General features: G+C 37.6%; 17 protein-coding genes. 11 read left to right on the forward strand and 6 right to left on the reverse strand.

Going from position 1 to position 14,770, the window contains the following annotated elements:
* Positions 1 to 11: 11 nt before the first annotated feature.
* The 4 genes from recF to dnaA form a co-directional block, all read right to left on the reverse strand.
* A complete protein-coding gene (gene recF, locus AC4HCY_RS01870) occupies positions 12 to 1,121 on the reverse strand; it encodes a DNA replication/repair protein RecF (RefSeq protein WP_323433248.1) in 1,110 nt (369 codons plus the stop codon).
* Positions 1,122 to 1,140: 19 nt separating this feature from the next.
* Positions 1,141 to 1,347, reverse strand: a complete 207-nt coding sequence (gene yaaA / locus AC4HCY_RS01875) for a S4 domain-containing protein YaaA (protein WP_323433249.1) — start codon at positions 1,345 to 1,347, stop codon at positions 1,141 to 1,143.
* A gap of 47 nt (positions 1,348 to 1,394) precedes the next feature.
* Positions 1,395 to 2,486: a DNA polymerase III subunit beta gene (dnaN, locus tag AC4HCY_RS01880; RefSeq protein WP_323433250.1), complete on the reverse strand. Its 1,092-nt coding sequence runs from the start codon at positions 2,484 to 2,486 to the stop codon at positions 1,395 to 1,397.
* 225 nt (positions 2,487 to 2,711) lie between these two features.
* Positions 2,712 to 4,046, reverse strand: coding sequence for a chromosomal replication initiator protein DnaA (gene dnaA / locus AC4HCY_RS01885; protein ID WP_491095266.1), 1,335 nt, complete (start codon positions 4,044 to 4,046; stop codon positions 2,712 to 2,714).
* 699 nt (positions 4,047 to 4,745) lie between these two features.
* Here dnaA and rpmH point away from each other — a divergent pair.
* The 9 genes from rpmH (at position 4,746) to noc (ending at position 12,306) form a co-directional block, all read left to right on the forward strand.
* Positions 4,746 to 4,880 carry a 50S ribosomal protein L34 gene (rpmH, locus tag AC4HCY_RS01890; RefSeq protein ID WP_255229241.1) on the forward strand — a complete coding sequence of 45 codons (135 nt, stop codon included), beginning with the start codon at positions 4,746 to 4,748 and terminating at the stop codon, positions 4,878 to 4,880.
* A 52-nt stretch (positions 4,881 to 4,932) separates the two neighbouring features.
* The gene (rnpA, locus tag AC4HCY_RS01895) at positions 4,933 to 5,283 is read left to right on the forward strand and encodes a ribonuclease P protein component (protein ID WP_323432736.1); all 351 of its coding nucleotides are present in this window, start codon (positions 4,933 to 4,935) and stop codon (positions 5,281 to 5,283) included.
* On the forward strand, positions 5,280 to 5,489 hold the full coding sequence (yidD, locus tag AC4HCY_RS01900; RefSeq protein WP_323432735.1) for a membrane protein insertion efficiency factor YidD: 210 nt from the start codon (positions 5,280 to 5,282) through the stop codon (positions 5,487 to 5,489). The genes rnpA and yidD overlap by 4 nt, the downstream gene beginning before the upstream one ends.
* A gap of 129 nt (positions 5,490 to 5,618) precedes the next feature.
* Positions 5,619 to 6,281, forward strand: a complete 663-nt coding sequence (locus AC4HCY_RS01905; protein ID WP_323432734.1) for a YidC/Oxa1 family membrane protein insertase — start codon at positions 5,619 to 5,621, stop codon at positions 6,279 to 6,281.
* Between the two features lie 4 nt (positions 6,282 to 6,285).
* Complete coding sequence (jag, locus tag AC4HCY_RS01910; protein WP_323432733.1) at positions 6,286 to 6,966, forward strand: RNA-binding cell elongation regulator Jag/EloR; 681 nt, start codon at positions 6,286 to 6,288, stop codon at positions 6,964 to 6,966.
* A complete protein-coding gene (gene mnmE, locus AC4HCY_RS01915) occupies positions 6,957 to 8,393 on the forward strand; it encodes a tRNA uridine-5-carboxymethylaminomethyl(34) synthesis GTPase MnmE (protein ID WP_491095267.1) in 1,437 nt (478 codons plus the stop codon). Before jag ends, mnmE begins: the two co-directional genes overlap by 10 nt.
* A gap of 329 nt (positions 8,394 to 8,722) precedes the next feature.
* Entirely contained in the window at positions 8,723 to 10,597 is a 1,875-nt protein-coding gene (gene mnmG / locus AC4HCY_RS01920; protein ID WP_491095268.1) for a tRNA uridine-5-carboxymethylaminomethyl(34) synthesis enzyme MnmG, read from the forward strand.
* 7 nt (positions 10,598 to 10,604) lie between these two features.
* Complete coding sequence (gene rsmG / locus AC4HCY_RS01925) at positions 10,605 to 11,324, forward strand: 16S rRNA (guanine(527)-N(7))-methyltransferase RsmG (protein ID WP_491095269.1); 720 nt, start codon at positions 10,605 to 10,607, stop codon at positions 11,322 to 11,324.
* 190 nt (positions 11,325 to 11,514) lie between these two features.
* Positions 11,515 to 12,306, forward strand: a complete 792-nt coding sequence (noc, locus tag AC4HCY_RS01930) for a nucleoid occlusion protein (protein WP_491095270.1) — start codon at positions 11,515 to 11,517, stop codon at positions 12,304 to 12,306.
* Positions 12,307 to 12,507: 201 nt separating this feature from the next.
* Here noc and AC4HCY_RS01935 read toward each other — a convergent pair whose 3' ends face one another.
* Positions 12,508 to 12,777 (reverse strand): TMEM165/GDT1 family protein, encoded by a 270-nt coding sequence (locus tag AC4HCY_RS01935; RefSeq protein WP_323432729.1) that lies wholly within the window; start codon positions 12,775 to 12,777, stop codon positions 12,508 to 12,510.
* Position 12,778: 1 nt separating this feature from the next.
* The gene (locus AC4HCY_RS01940; protein ID WP_323432728.1) at positions 12,779 to 13,051 is read right to left on the reverse strand and encodes a hypothetical protein; all 273 of its coding nucleotides are present in this window, start codon (positions 13,049 to 13,051) and stop codon (positions 12,779 to 12,781) included.
* Between the two features lie 102 nt (positions 13,052 to 13,153).
* Between AC4HCY_RS01940 and AC4HCY_RS01945 the strand changes: the two genes are divergently transcribed.
* Positions 13,154 to 13,927 (forward strand): ParA family protein, encoded by a 774-nt coding sequence (locus AC4HCY_RS01945; protein ID WP_323432727.1) that lies wholly within the window; start codon positions 13,154 to 13,156, stop codon positions 13,925 to 13,927.
* Complete coding sequence (locus tag AC4HCY_RS01950; RefSeq protein WP_491095271.1) at positions 13,924 to 14,757, forward strand: ParB/RepB/Spo0J family partition protein; 834 nt, start codon at positions 13,924 to 13,926, stop codon at positions 14,755 to 14,757. Before AC4HCY_RS01945 ends, AC4HCY_RS01950 begins: the two co-directional genes overlap by 4 nt.
* Positions 14,758 to 14,770 lie beyond the last annotated feature (13 nt).

Here is a 14,770-nt window from a genome sequence, read left to right on the forward strand (position 1 = left end):
TAACCTTTTAATCATTTATTGTATACTTTTCCGGTTCTTACATTAAAAATCTTATATGTGGATTTATCCCCTAAATACAGATTTTCATAATCAGTGCATGTAATGATCACCTGCACATTTTTTATAAAGGAAATCAAAAAGCCCTGTCTTAATTTATCCAATTCTGAGAAAACATCATCGAGGAGTAAAACAGGCGTTGATCCTGTTTCATCTTTTATGTATTCCATTTCAGAAAGCTTTAAAGATAGAAGAACAGATCTTTGCTGTCCTTGAGAGCCGTAATTCCTTACTTCTTTATCATTTATAAATAGATTCAGCTCATCCCGATGGGGTCCGTAATGTGTGAGCTTGCGCCTTATATCTGAAGCTCTGGCTTCCATCAGCCTTTTTTCGAAGGCATTTTTTATATCGCTTATTTCATGCTTTCCATAGCCTATGGAAGGCATATACTTCAAATGAAAATCCTCTCTTCCTCCTGAGAGCTCCTTATTTATTCTCCATGCTTTAGTATCTATGCTTTCAACAAATATCTGCCTGTCTTTTATGATCTTGCAGCCATATTCTATCAGCTGATGATCCCAAATATCCAAGGTTTTTTCTATGATTCCATCATTTTTCTCGTTGCATAAGAGCATATTTCTTTGAGCCAAAACCTTTAAATATTGGGTAAAATTATAATAATATTTAGGCTTTGTCTGAGACAATATAGAATCTATGAACCTTCTTCTCTCCGAAGGCCCTTCCTTTATTATTTTCATATGATCAGGCGAAAATATAACCGTATTCAGTTTTCCCAATATATCGCTCAGCTTATCTAGCCTTACTCCGTTGACCTTTATCTGTTTTTTTTGATTCCTTTTCAGTATAAAATCTATGTTGTAATCAAAATCATCTTTATTAAATTTTATACATATCCGGGAATCATTTTTATCCCATTTGACCATCTCATTATATTTATTGGTTCTGTGAGATTTTCCCATGGTAAGCAAATATACAGCTTCAATCACATTGGTCTTTCCCTGGGCATTCTCACCGTAAAATATATTGATGCCGGGATCCAATTCTATATATTGTTCACTATAGTTTCTAAAATTAAGCAAAAATATGCTCTCAATATTCAATAAAAGCACTCCCCGACAGTTAAACTATCTTATACTTATGCCCTTCAAATTCTATTATATCGTCAGCCCTCAGTTTTTTGCCTCTGGCTTTTTCAACTGATCCGTTTACAGCTATTCTGCCTTCCATAATAATGTTTTTGGCCTCTCCTCCTGTATTTACAAGGCCTGCAAACTTCAAAAACTGATCGAGCTTGATATATTCGGTATCTATCTTTATTTCCAACACTTCAATTCACTTCCTTTATAAAACCACCCTTATAGGGTGGTTGATGCTTATCTCCTTCTTACCGGAAGTATTAAGTATAAAAATCCGGAATCCTTGGCGGGTTTTATTATGCTGGGGCTGACGCTGGTTGTAAATTCAATGGTTATCTCATCTCTTCCTATTACCCTTAAAGCATCTATCAGATATTTAGGATTAAAAGCAATCTCTATATCTTCTCCATTTTTTGATATTTTTACCTCTTCATGAACATCTCCATTATCACTGTTTGATTTAATATTCATTATATCATCATAGACTTCAAATTTAATACTGTTATTTGATTCCCTTGCGAATAGAGCTGCTCTCTCGCAGGCATCCAGCAGATGCTCAGTCTTGAGTACAATTTTAGTCTTATACTCAGTAGGAAGCAGCTGCTTGTAATTTATAAATTCTCCTTCAAGAAGTCTTGAAATTACAGTGGTATCTTTCATTTGAAACAATACTTGATTTTTGGAAAGGAAAATGCTGACGGATTCCTCACTGTCATCAAGTATTTTTCCTATTTCAATCAAGGTTTTTCCGGGTATAACCGCCTTGAAATTTTCATCGTTTAAGGCACTTGTTACTTTGACAGCCATTCTGAAGCCGTCTAGAGCTACCATTGTCACTTGATCTCCCGCTATTTCCAATAAAACTCCCGTCAATATTGGCCTTATTTCATCATTTGAAACGGCTACTATGGTCTGCTTTATCATCTCTTTGAGCATAGAGTTTGTCAAATTGAGTCCTTTTTCTCTGCTTACATTGGGCAGCTCAGGAAATTCTTCCTTCGATAAGCATAGGACTTTAAATTCAGAATTTTCACTTTTTATGTAAACAAAATTATCCTTAGTTTCGATCTCCACATCTGAATCCGGTAATTTTCTTACAATTTCTCCTATTATTTTTGATGAGACCACAGTGCTTCCTTGTTCTATGACATCCACATTTGATGTTGTTTCTATGCCCATTTCAAGATCTGTGGATACTAAAGTGAGCTTTCCGTTTTTTGCTTGGAATAAGATGCCTTCTAATATGGGAAGAGTTGTTTTTGAAGGCACTGCTTTTTGAACAATATTTATGCTTTCCAACAAGGTTGATTTGTTTGTTATTATTCTCATGTGGATAACCTCCGATTTTTTCTTATTATTAAATAATATAATAAATAATACTAGTAATAGTAATAGGGCCTGTTGATTTGTTAAAAAGCTTGTCAAACAGCTAAAAAACTGGGTTCCTATTGTTGATAGATTGTTGAAAAGTAATACCTTTATTAAGGCATTTTATCAACAACCTTTTTTAGGGTTTTCGCTATCAACAGCTTATTTGCAGTTTGTCAACATTTATTAAGTATTTTCAATTTTTCCTTTAAGATCATTTATTATGTTTTTTAATTCAGGGTCTATATTCATATCTGAAGATATTTTGTCGTAGGCATGCATTATGGTTGTATGGTCTCTTCCAAATTCTTCACCTATTTTTGGGAGGGAAAGGTCCGTCATTTCCCTGCAAAGATACATCGCGATCTGCCTTGGGTAGACGATGGATCTAGTTCTTTTTTTTGCATTAAAGTCTTCAACCTTTACATTGAAAAATTCGCCGACTTTTTCTTTTATTAAATCCGCAGTTATAAATTTAGGCTTAGAATTTGATATTATGTCCTTTAATGCTTCGCTTGCCAGGTCCTCGTTTATTTCTCTGTTTGTCAGGGACGAGTATGCTACTATTCTTATTAACGCACCTTCAAGCTCTCTTATATTAGAAAGAATCTTTTTGGCTATATAAAGCATTACATCATCGGGTATAACCAGATTTTCAATTTTTGCTTTTTTCTTCAATATAGCAACTCTTGTTTCGAGATCCGGAGGCTGAATATCGGCTATCAATCCCCATTCAAATCTTGATCTAAGCCTGTCCTCTAGTGTAGGTATTTCCTTTGGAGGCCTATCACTGGAAATAATTATTTGCTTGTTTGCCTCATACAATGAATTAAAGGTATGGAAAAACTCTTCCTGGGTTCGTTCCTTTCCTGCAATGAACTGAATATCATCCACTAATAGTATGTCTATATTTCTGTACTTGCTTCTGAATTCTATATTTCTGTCGTCTCTGATCGAATTTATCAATTCATTTGTAAAGGTTTCGGAGGATACATATACGACCTTTGCTCTTTTGTTCTGATTTAAGGCATAGTGTCCTATGGCATGCATTAGATGGGTTTTTCCCAAGCCTACTCCTCCATATATAAAAAGTGGATTGTAAGCCTTTGCGGGAGATTCTGCTACTGCAACCGAAGCAGCATGGGCAAGCCTATTGCTGTTGCCTATTACAAAGGTATCAAAAGTATATCGTGGGTTCAAAGAAGTATTGACGACTTCTTCTACTTCTTTTTTTCCCATGACATTATTGGACTTTTCCATATCCGCTTCTGTCTCGTTTACTGTAAATTTTAGTTCATGATACTTTGAAGTCACCTGTTTCAACGCATTCTTGATAAGTGTAGCATAACGTGTTTCTATGATACCTTTGGTGAAATCGTCGGGAACATGAAACAAGATCATTTCATCATTGATCATTATTGGCGTTATGGATTTGAGCCAAGTATTGAAGCTTACTTCTGTAAGTTCAACTTTAATAATATCAAGGGTTTTATCCCATATCTCGTAATTTTGGGGGTTCATTTCCATCCTCCTCATAGTGCATATTGAAAAACTATGCTATTTAAACAAAAGCAAATTGTGAATAAAATATTGATAATATGTTAATATAATATTGCATAAATAAATTGTCCACAAATTGGGCAAAAAAAATATTAACAATTTTAGCTTATTAATTTAGTTGATTTTATTTGATTATTAACAAGAATGATAAAATCAATACACAAAATATATTAGTTATACACAAATTTATACACAACTTGTGCATAAACTGATAACTTTGACAACAACTTAAAAGTTATACACAATCTTAAACTAATATTAGCAAATTGGAGCCAGGAATTCAATTGAATTTTAAAGGTTATCCACAGCAAATAAAAATATATTTGACTGCCATAGCTAAACGCCGGTAGCTTACATAAGCGATGCTGAGCTATCGGATAGGGCATTCTTAACTTAGAATACTGTTAATATTTATTTCTGAATATGAGATTTAACTTAAATTTCTTGACAGTAAATATTAATATATATATAATTTTAATGTACGGTGGCGTATTATGCTTGAACGAGACTTCATTTTGTGAAACAAAATGTTAGCCGAGTCCATGCTGGACTTAGACACCCGGGGTACTCGTTGTTTATATAAACGGGGCAGTTTAGGGCGGGTTAGTCCAGTGTTAATGTGCAATATTTATATACACATAATCGTTGGGGGGTGTAATGATGTTAATGACATATCAGCCGAAAAAAAGGCAAAGAAAAAAAGTACACGGCTTTAGAGAAAGAATGAGTACTTTAAACGGAAGACAGGTTCTTAAAAGAAGAAGAAGAAAAGGTAGAAAGAGATTAACAGTGTAAGGCCGCTTTTTGTGGCCTTTTTCTCTACATGCCTCATTATATGGAGGATAATATGAAGATCCCCGGAAGAATTAAAAAAAATTCTTTGTTTAAAAAAGTATATGCCAACGGCAGATATTACGCTGAGAACACTTTAGTGCTTTATATATTGAAAAGCGATGAAGATACAAATAAAGTCGGATATTCGGTGAGCAAAAAGGTTGGCAACAGCGTCAAGAGAAATCGTGTAAAAAGATTGATGAGAGAAAATTTCAGAAAGATAAGCCGTTTTATAAAAACAGGATATCTTATTATTTTTACGGCAAGGGTAAAAAGCAGCGAAGCAAGCTATTATGATATTGAAAGAGATATGTTGAATGCTGTTAGAAGAGCCAGACTTCTCAAAGAAGATGTTAAGAAATGAAATATATAATAATATTTTTAATAAGATTCTACCAACTGGTTATATCTCCTATAAGTCCCGGAAAATGCCGCTTTATTCCTACCTGCTCCAATTATACTCTTGAAGCTGTGAGGAAATACGGAAGCATAAAAGGTACTGTTTTGGGAATAAAGAGGGTAATGAAATGTCATCCCTTTAATCCCGGAGGATATGATCCGGTGCCATAAAATATCGCAGAAAAACTTGGGAACATTCCGCTGCATCAATAAAAGGACATTCCTAAACCTGTGATTCCCGCTTTGCAGCAGTGTGGGTTCCATTGATTAGATAAACATTAATATTTAGGGGGAGATGTTTTGCTAGATATAATTTCCAGGCCGTTTGGTGCGTTGCTCAAGCTGCTATTTGATTTTACGGGAAGCTATGGCTATGCCATAATATTTTTCACGATCATTACGAAAATATTGTTACTGCCTATCAATATAAAACAAACACAATCGACTAAAAAAATGAATGAAATCAATCCTAAGATGAAAGAGATCCAGACAAAATATAAAGGCGATCCGGAAAAGATGAATCAAAAACTGATGGAGCTTTATAAGGAGCATAACTATAATCCGGCTTCAGGTTGTCTTCCTGCTCTTATACAGCTTCCAATAATAATTGCATTATTTGGCGTCTTGCAGAATCCTACAAAATTCGTTTTTACCCCCGAAGAATTTGCAGCCATTGCCAAGGGATTTTGGTGGTTGGTTGATTTGGGCATGCCGGATAAATGGTATATACTTCCCATATTGTCCGCACTTACCACTTATGTACAAACAGCCATGATTTCATCTAGGGGCAATGTGGATCCTACAATGAAATCAATGAACACCGTAATGCCTTTGATGATAGGTTTCTTTACTTTAAAATTTCCTTCAGGAATAGCTTTATATTGGGTAGTTGGTAACATATTTACTATATTACAGCAGTATTTTATGACCAAAGCTGTGCTTGGTCATAAAGGAGGCGAATAATTAAATGAAATGGGTTGAAAAGTCAGCCAAGACAGTTGAGGAAGCTGTAGAGCTGGCCATACAGGAGCTTAACATCACCAAAGACAAGGCAGTCATCGAAATATTGGAGCAGCCCAGCAAAGGATTCTTGGGATTGATAGGAAGCAGGCTTGCAAGGGTAAAAGTTACTGTAAAAGAAGAAAAAGCGGCAGAACCTGAAGTGTCTGCAAAAAAAGAAACATCTGCGGATAGAAGCAAGGAAAAGGATACAGCCTATGGATTCCTGAGAGAAGTTCTTAATTGCATGGATGTAAAGGCAGAAATAAAGATTAAACATACGGAAGCCGGTCTTTATATCAATCTTATAGGCCCGAAGATGGGAATTATTATAGGAAGAAGGGGCCAGACCCTTGATTCCCTGCAATATCTGGTAAGCCTTGTTGTCAACAAGGATAAGGGCAGGGATGATTATTTAAGGGTGGTATTGGATACAGAGAATTACAGATCAAAAAGGGAAGAAACTCTTATACGATTGGCAAACAGGCTGGCGGAAAGAGTGGTAAAGACAAGGAAGAGGATGGAATTGGAGCCTATGAACCCATATGAGAGAAGGATTATCCATTCTGCTCTGCAGGATTACCCCGGTGTTATTACATACAGCGAAGGGGAAGAGCCTAATAGGAAGGTTATTATCGCATGCAAATAACCCAGTATGAAAATACTGGGTTTATCATATTTGAAAGAGGTGTTAATGTGCTGGAGGATACCATTGCTGCTGTGGGAACGGCCCCAGGAGAAGCCGGGATCGGGATAGTAAGATTGAGCGGGAAAGATTCGCAAGACATCTTAGGCAAAATATTTAAAGGGAAAAAAGTAAAAGACATTAATGATATGCCGTCCAGATACATGACCTACGGCTTAATTTTTGATGACGAAGGAAGTAAAATTGACGAAGTTCTTGCTGTGATCATGAGAGCCCCTTACTCATACACAGGTGAAGACGTAGCCGAGATCCATTGTCATGGAGGCATAGTACCTATAAGAAAAATAATGGAACTGGTGTTAAGAAAAGGCGCCAGGATGGCTGAACCCGGAGAATTCACCAAGCGCGGCTTTTTAAACGGCAGGATTGATCTTGCACAGTCTGAAGCTGTGATTGACGTGATAACGTCAAAGACGGATGAAGGCCTTGAAAATGCGATGAATCAGCTGCAGGGAGAACTGTCAGTCAAGGTAAAAGCTGCTATGGATATGCTTTTATTTATGCTGGCCCATATCGAGGCCTCTATTGATTTTCCGGAGCATGATATTGAAGAAATTACTGCGGAGACTATTAGATCCAAGGGCCTGGAGGTTAAAGCAATACTTGAAGAATTGCAGGATACCTATTATGAGGGAAGAATCCAAAGAGAAGGACTTAGCACCGCCATAATCGGACGACCCAATGTAGGCAAGTCTTCTCTGCTGAATCTCCTGCTTAAGGAAAACAGAGCTATAGTAACCGACATCCCGGGGACTACAAGAGATATAATCGAAGAATATCTCAATGTAAAGGGTGTGCTAATAAAGCTGATAGATACGGCTGGCCTTAGAGAGACGGAGGATGTGGTTGAAAAGATCGGTGTAGAAAGGACGAAAGAAGCTATAAATGATGCGGATCTTGTTATTTTTATAATCGATGCTTCAAAAAAGCTGGATCCTGAAGATATGCTTATAGCATCAATGCTGAAGGATAAAAGAGTAATTGTTTCTGCCAATAAGATAGATATGGGCATTGATGCAGAATTAGACTTACTGGAGGAGAGCTTTAACAAGGAAAGAATAATAAGAATGTCCGTGAAGGACAAAAAAGGGATCGAATTGCTGGAGAAAGCCATATGGGATGCAGCTTACAGCGGAAACGTGAAAACCCGGGGCAGCGCCGTGGTATCAAATATCAGGCATAAATCTCTTATAGACAAGGCTCATGAAAGCATAGACAGGGCGCTGGAAGCAATAGATGACGGTATACCCCTTGATTTGATATCCGTAGATATAAGGGATGCATGGAGGTTTTTAGGTGAAATAACGGGCGATACTGTGGAGGAAGACATAATAACGGAAATTTTCAGCAGATTTTGCATAGGTAAATGATGATTTTAGAACTCAGGGTTTTTGGGTGAGGCTTTGGGGTTTTAAGATTGCGGGAACCACGGAAAGACACGGATTTTTTCACGGAAAATCACGGAGGGTTTCTATATTTGATTTTGCGGCAATAACTTTAATTTAACCTGTTGTGCTAACTGATATAAGAATGCATCGTGAAGGGACTTAGAGTTTGTTAGCGAAGCATTAGGAAAAGTTGCGTCAACTGTTTGAGCCAAAGCGAGTTTTGACGCAACCCTATGCAAGCTTACAAAGTCTTAGTCCTGGAGCTCTCGCAATCGTTATCAGTTAGCACAACAGAGGTAGTAGGTGAAAATATGAATTATTTTGCAGGGGAATATGATGTAGTGGTTATAGGTGCAGGTCATGCAGGCTGCGAGGCTGCTTTGGCATGTGCCAGAATGGGCATGAAAACCCTTGTGACGGCCATTAATCTCGACAGTATAGCAATGATGGCATGCAATCCGTCTTTAGGCGGACCTGCTAAGGGTAATCTTGTAAGGGAAATAGATGCGCTAGGCGGAGAAATGGGCATTAATATCGATCATGCCATGATACAGGTAAGAACCTTAAATACAAAAAAGGGTCCTGCCGTGAGAGCTTTCAGGGCTCAAGCAGATAAGAAAAGATACTCCGAGAGAATGAAGGAGATTCTGGAAAGTCAAGAGAACCTTTATATAAAGCAAACAGAAATAATTGATATATTAACAAAGAATGGCGATGTGACAGGAGTTATCACAAATTTGGGTGCTCAATATAGCTGTAAGGCTGTAATAGTGGCTACAGGTGTATATTTGAACGGGAAAATAGTTATTGGAGATGTCAGCTATGAGGGGGGACCCAATGGTTTGTTTCCTGCTAAGAAGCTGTCACAATGCTTAAAAAATCTTGGCTTTGAAATCAGAAGATTTAAAACGGGAACCCCTGCCAGGATAGATGGGAAAATGGTAGACTATGATCAAATGTCGGAGCAGCCCGGAGATGAAGAGATGAAGCTGTTTTCTTTTATGTCAAAGGGTATAGAAATACGCCAAAACAGCTGCTATCTGACTTATACCAACGAAAGGACCCATAAGATCATAAGAGATAATATTCACAGATCACCCCTCTATACGGGAGGAGTCGAAGGTGTGGGTCCCAGATATTGTCCCTCCATTGAAACAAAGATCGTTAATTTTCCGGAAAGAGACAGTCATCAGATATTTATAGAGCCGGAAGGCCTGAATACCAGAGAGATGTATGTGCAGGGCATGTCATCAAGCTTGCCGGAAGATGTTCAAATAGAAATGCTGAGATCGATCAAAGGCTTGGAAAACTGCCAGATGATGAGAACCGCATATGCCATAGATTATGACTGCATAAATCCCCAGGAGCTTAAGCTGACCTTAGAAGCCAAGCATGTAAACGGTTTGTATTTTGCCGGCCAGATAAATGGCAGCTCCGGATATGAAGAAGCGGCAGCCCAAGGGCTTATGGCGGGAATAAATGCCGTATTGAAGCTTAAAGGAGAAGAGCCCTTGATCCTGGACAGATCAGAGGCTTATATAGGGGTGCTCATAGATGATCTGGTAACAAAAGGGACTGATGAGCCCTACAGGATGATGACCTCCCGGGCAGAATACAGATTGGTGCTGAGACAGGATAATGCGGATTTAAGGCTTACGGAAAAAGGATATAATGTAGGTTTGGTGACAGAGGAAAGATATAAGCAATTCATAGTTAAAAAAAGAAATATAGAAAATGAAATATACAGGCTAAAGAACAAATCCATCGGTTTTACAGAAAAGGTGAAGGAGTTTTTAAAGAAATACGACAGTGCCGATATAAAAAGCGGTATAACCCTTTATGAATTGATAAAGAGGCCCGAGATAACCTACAATTCACTGACAGAATTGGACGAAGATATGCCTGGATTGACCGATGAGGAAGCAGAAGAGCTGGAAATACTGATAAAGTATGAAGGATATATAAAAAAGCAGCTCGTACAAATTGAGCAGTTTAGGAAGCTGGAAGGTAAAAGACTTCAAGATGATATTGATTATAAAAAAATAAAAGGCCTGTCTACGGAAGCGATGCAGAAGCTATCGGAGATAAAGCCTTCAAATATAGGTCAGGCATCTAGGATATCAGGGGTATCTCCGGCGGACATTTCTGTGCTGCTGGTTTATTTGGAGCAAATCAGAAGGAGATAGTGTTTATATGAATAATGTTGATATATTGGTCAAAGGCCTGGAAAGGCTAGGAATAGGAGTTGACGCAGAAAAACTGGAAAAGCTCATCGCATTTAAGGACATCCTTTTGGATTGGAATGAAAAAATAAACCTCACTTCAATAACAGATGAAAAAGAAGTATATATAAAGCACCTTATTGATTCTGCTACCTGTCTAAACAGCGGAATGATAAAGGCAGGATATAAAGTAATAGATATCGGCACCGGCGCAGGCTTCCCCGGTATGGTGATAAAAATATTAAAGGATGACATCAGCATGACCCTGCTGGATTCTTTGAATAAAAGGATTATTTATCTTGAAGATGCAGCGAAGAGGCTGGCATTGAATCAAGTTGACATAATACATGGAAGGGCTGAAGAATTCGGAGTAAAGCAAGGATATAGAGAAAGCTTTGATATAGTATTGTCAAGAGCTGTTGCTTCATTGAATGTGCTGGTTGAATACTGTATTCCTTATGTAAAAATGGGGGGATATTTCTTATGTCAAAAAGGTCCTTCCTATAAGGAGGAGCTGGAGGAAGCCGGCAAAGCTGTAGAGATTCTGGGAGGGAGCTTGGAAAGGATAGAAGAATATCAATTGCCCTATAGCGATATCATACATTATATATTGATAATAAAAAAGATCAAAAATACTCCGACAAAATATCCGAGAAAACCTGGAAAACCTGCAGCCAGTCCTATAAAGTGATTCGGTAAAGGTAGAAATTATATGATATTTGACTGAATATGCAGGTCAAAAGTCTACTGCTATAAGAAGGAACATAGTGAAGAATGGCGAATAAATAAAGAGGCTGGGTCTGTTGATATAATTCTTTCTAAATAGATATGCAAGCCTGGGGAATATCAATTCCCCTTGAAATGCAGAGGGGATGATAGAGTTGAATGAAAACAAATCAATAACAAATATTTCTATTGAAAATATAGCTCCTAATCCATATCAGCCGCGAAAAAACTTTAATAATTTATCCCTTGATGAGCTTTCCGAATCTATCAAAGCTTATGGGGTGCTGCAGCCCATTAATGTCAGAAAAATTGGAGAAGACGGTTATGAATTGATTGCAGGAGAGAGACGGCTTAGAGCCGCAAAGATTGCAGGATTGGAAAAGATTCCTGCTATAGTTGTGGAAGTAGTGGAACAGGATTCTGCAGTTATAGCGCTTATTGAAAATCTGCAAAGAGAAGATTTAAATTTTCTCGATGAAGCAGAAGGCTATTATAATTTAATAAATGATCACGGCATGACTCAGGAAGAGTTGGCCAAAAAAGTAGGAAAAAACCAATCGACTATAGCTAACAAACTGAGACTTCTAAGACTGCCTTCGGATATAAAAAAAGAGATATTGGCAAATAATCTGACAGAAAGGCATGCAAGGGCTCTCCTGAAGCTTCCGGAGGAAAAACTCCAGCACAAGGTGGTAAAAACTATAATAAGCCGTTCCTTAAATGTAAAAAAGACGGAGGAGCTTGTAGAAAAATATCTGGATGAAATAGCAGCGACAAAGGAAAAACCGTCTGATAAAAGAATAAGGGGCAAGATCAACTATAACATATATATAAACACCATAAAGAATACATATAAGGAAATAGTAAAAACCGGCTTTAAGATGCAGTATAATCAAGAGGATAAGGGCGATTATATCGAAATAAGCATTAAGGTGCCAAAAGCGTGATAGGAGAATAGAAAACACGAATTAACACGGGAGAGTGTTTATTTAAATCAATTAAAAGTCCGTTGAATTTTACTGAAGATTAATTAATCACACTGTAAATGCTGTTTGCGGTGTGATTAATCTTTTTGCTATCCTCCCGTGTTTTTTTGCGAAAAATTCCGTGTCTTTCAGTGGTTTCCGCCTCCTCTTGTGTCACAACATTTATATTTTATTCAGCAGTATCAATGCACCCATTATTATAAATAGAATACCTGCTGCATTTTGTATGAAATGAGGGGGTATATATTTTGTTATGTAAGTACCCGCAAATACTCCCAAGAGTGAAGAACAGATCAGCGCCAAGCAGGCGCCGATAAAAACCGGAAAGGGTGAGCTATGCTTTGCTGATAAAAGCATGGTCTCCAATTGAGTTTTATCTCCCAATTCAGCTATAAAAACCAACCAAAATGTAGATATGATTATTCTTGCCATTTTAATCCTCCCGTATTGCAGATATTATGACTTTCAAAATTGATGCTATTACATAACCTATAAAGCCTCCCCATAGAACTGTAAAAATGAATATATTTTTGTCGTACAGCACTTCCTGCTTGCTCATTATTGCTTTTCCTAAGCTAATAGATAAAAACACCGGTGCAGAGCGGATTTTTGAAGGAAGCTGAATATTTTTGAAAAAATCTATCCAGGCAAAAATCCCCCAAGCAAACCCCAAACATATACATTTTGAATATATTTTTTTATACATATAGTCCACCTTCATATTTCTTTGTATATATTATTCATTTGCACTTTCATATATTATAACTTTGTATTAATATAATTATATGGAGAAGGTGAGGTGTGGAATATGTCGAAATCTATTGCAGTGTTCAATCAAAAGGGTGGCGTAGGGAAAACAACAACAGTGATAAATTTATCTGCATGCCTTGCCAGCCTTGGGAAAAAGATCCTTATGATAGACATTGATCCCCAAGGCAATACTACAAGCGGCATTGGTTTGGATAAGAACAGCTTAAAATATACCATTTATGATGTACTTATAAATAACATTTCTCCGCGGGAATGCGTAGAAGCTACCACACATGAGGGGTTATACATAATACCTGCAAGCGTGCAGCTTGCAGGTGCTGAAATAGAGCTGACTTCATTGAAGGGGCGAGAACTGAAGCTAAGGGAATGTATAACCGAAATAAAAGAGTATTATGATTACATCTTTGTTGATTGCCCTCCGTCTTTAGGTTTATTATCGGTAAATGCATTATCAGCAGTAGATAGCGTTTTGATTCCCATACAATGTGAGTATTATGCCTTAGAAGGGGTAAGTCAGTTGATGAGAACCTACACATTGGTAAAAAAGAGTTTAAATAAGGAACTGGAAATTGAAGGCGTTGTAATGAGCATGTTTGACGGAAGGACTAACCTTTCCATTCAGGTAGTTGAGGAAGTAAAGAAATATTTCAAAGGAAAGGTATATAAAACTATGATACCCAGAAATGTAAGGCTTGCGGAGGCGCCGAGCCATGGTCTGTCCATATTGGGGTATGATTCCAAATCAAAGGGTGCAGAGGCGTATCTTGAACTGGCAGAAGAATTTATAGATTTATCCGAGGAGGCGATATGATGGCTAAGAAAGCTTTGGGGAAAGGCTTGAGTGCTCTCATACCGGAAAATCCCGAGCTTAGCAACGGCAACAGCGTTCTTCAATTGAAAACAACCGAAATAGAAGCTAATGAAAATCAGCCCAGGAGAAAATTTGACGAAGAGGCTTTAAATAGCCTGGCTGAGTCAATAAAAGAACATGGCATTGTACAGCCCATAATTGTGAGGCGGGATGGAGAAGGCTACCAGATCGTGGCCGGTGAACGGCGCTGGAGAGCTGCCAGGATAGCAGGCTTAAAAGTTGTTCCGGTAGTAGTCAAGGATTACAGCGAGACCCAAATTTTAGAGATAGCGCTGATAGAAAACTTGCAAAGAGAGGATTTAAATCCTATTGAAGAGGCTAATGCCTATAAAACATTGATGGAAGAGCATTCATTCTCACAGGATGAAATAGGAAAGAGAATAGGAAAGAGCAGGTCAGCAATAACAAATTCCTTGAGATTATTGAACCTTCCTAATGAAATAGTTGAACATCTGATTTCCGGCAAATTAACAGCCGGACATGCCAGGGCAATATTGGCCTTTGATGATGACAAAAAGAAAATAGAAGCGGCTGAAAGAATCATCAACGAGGGTCTGAATGTAAGGCAAGCAGAAAAGCTATCAAAAGAAAAGAAAACTGTAAAAAGGATAAAAAGTAAATCCGCAGAAATATGTGATATCGAAGAAAGATTAAGAAATATTTTTGGAACCAAAGTTACCATAACCCACAGCAAAAAGAAGGGGAAAATTGAAATTGAATATTATGGAATTGATGATCTGGATAAAATCTTAGATTTGCTGGAAAAATAATGGCCTTCTATTT

It is taken from the genome of Lutispora sp. QWL-02, assembly GCF_058315355.1.

Coding starts and splice junctions, on each gene's coding strand:
- dnaN (WP_323433250.1), bottom strand. CDS start 2,486: ATGAGAATAATAACAAACAAATCAACCTTGTTGGAAAGCATAAATATT.
- dnaA (WP_491095266.1), bottom strand. CDS start 4,046: ATGAACCCCCAAAATTACGAGATATGGGATAAAACCCTTGATATTATT.
- rpmH (WP_255229241.1), top strand. CDS start 4,746: ATGTTAATGACATATCAGCCGAAAAAAAGGCAAAGAAAAAAAGTACAC.
- rnpA (WP_323432736.1), top strand. CDS start 4,933: ATGAAGATCCCCGGAAGAATTAAAAAAAATTCTTTGTTTAAAAAAGTA.
- yidD (WP_323432735.1), top strand. CDS start 5,280: ATGAAATATATAATAATATTTTTAATAAGATTCTACCAACTGGTTATA.
- jag (WP_323432733.1), top strand. CDS start 6,286: ATGAAATGGGTTGAAAAGTCAGCCAAGACAGTTGAGGAAGCTGTAGAG.
- mnmE (WP_491095267.1), top strand. CDS start 6,957: ATGCAAATAACCCAGTATGAAAATACTGGGTTTATCATATTTGAAAGA.
- mnmG (WP_491095268.1), top strand. CDS start 8,723: ATGAATTATTTTGCAGGGGAATATGATGTAGTGGTTATAGGTGCAGGT.
- rsmG (WP_491095269.1), top strand. CDS start 10,605: ATGAATAATGTTGATATATTGGTCAAAGGCCTGGAAAGGCTAGGAATA.
- AC4HCY_RS01935 (WP_323432729.1), bottom strand. CDS start 12,777: ATGGCAAGAATAATCATATCTACATTTTGGTTGGTTTTTATAGCTGAA.
- AC4HCY_RS01940 (WP_323432728.1), bottom strand. CDS start 13,051: ATGTATAAAAAAATATATTCAAAATGTATATGTTTGGGGTTTGCTTGG.
- AC4HCY_RS01945 (WP_323432727.1), top strand. CDS start 13,154: ATGTCGAAATCTATTGCAGTGTTCAATCAAAAGGGTGGCGTAGGGAAA.
- AC4HCY_RS01950 (WP_491095271.1), top strand. CDS start 13,924: ATGATGGCTAAGAAAGCTTTGGGGAAAGGCTTGAGTGCTCTCATACCG.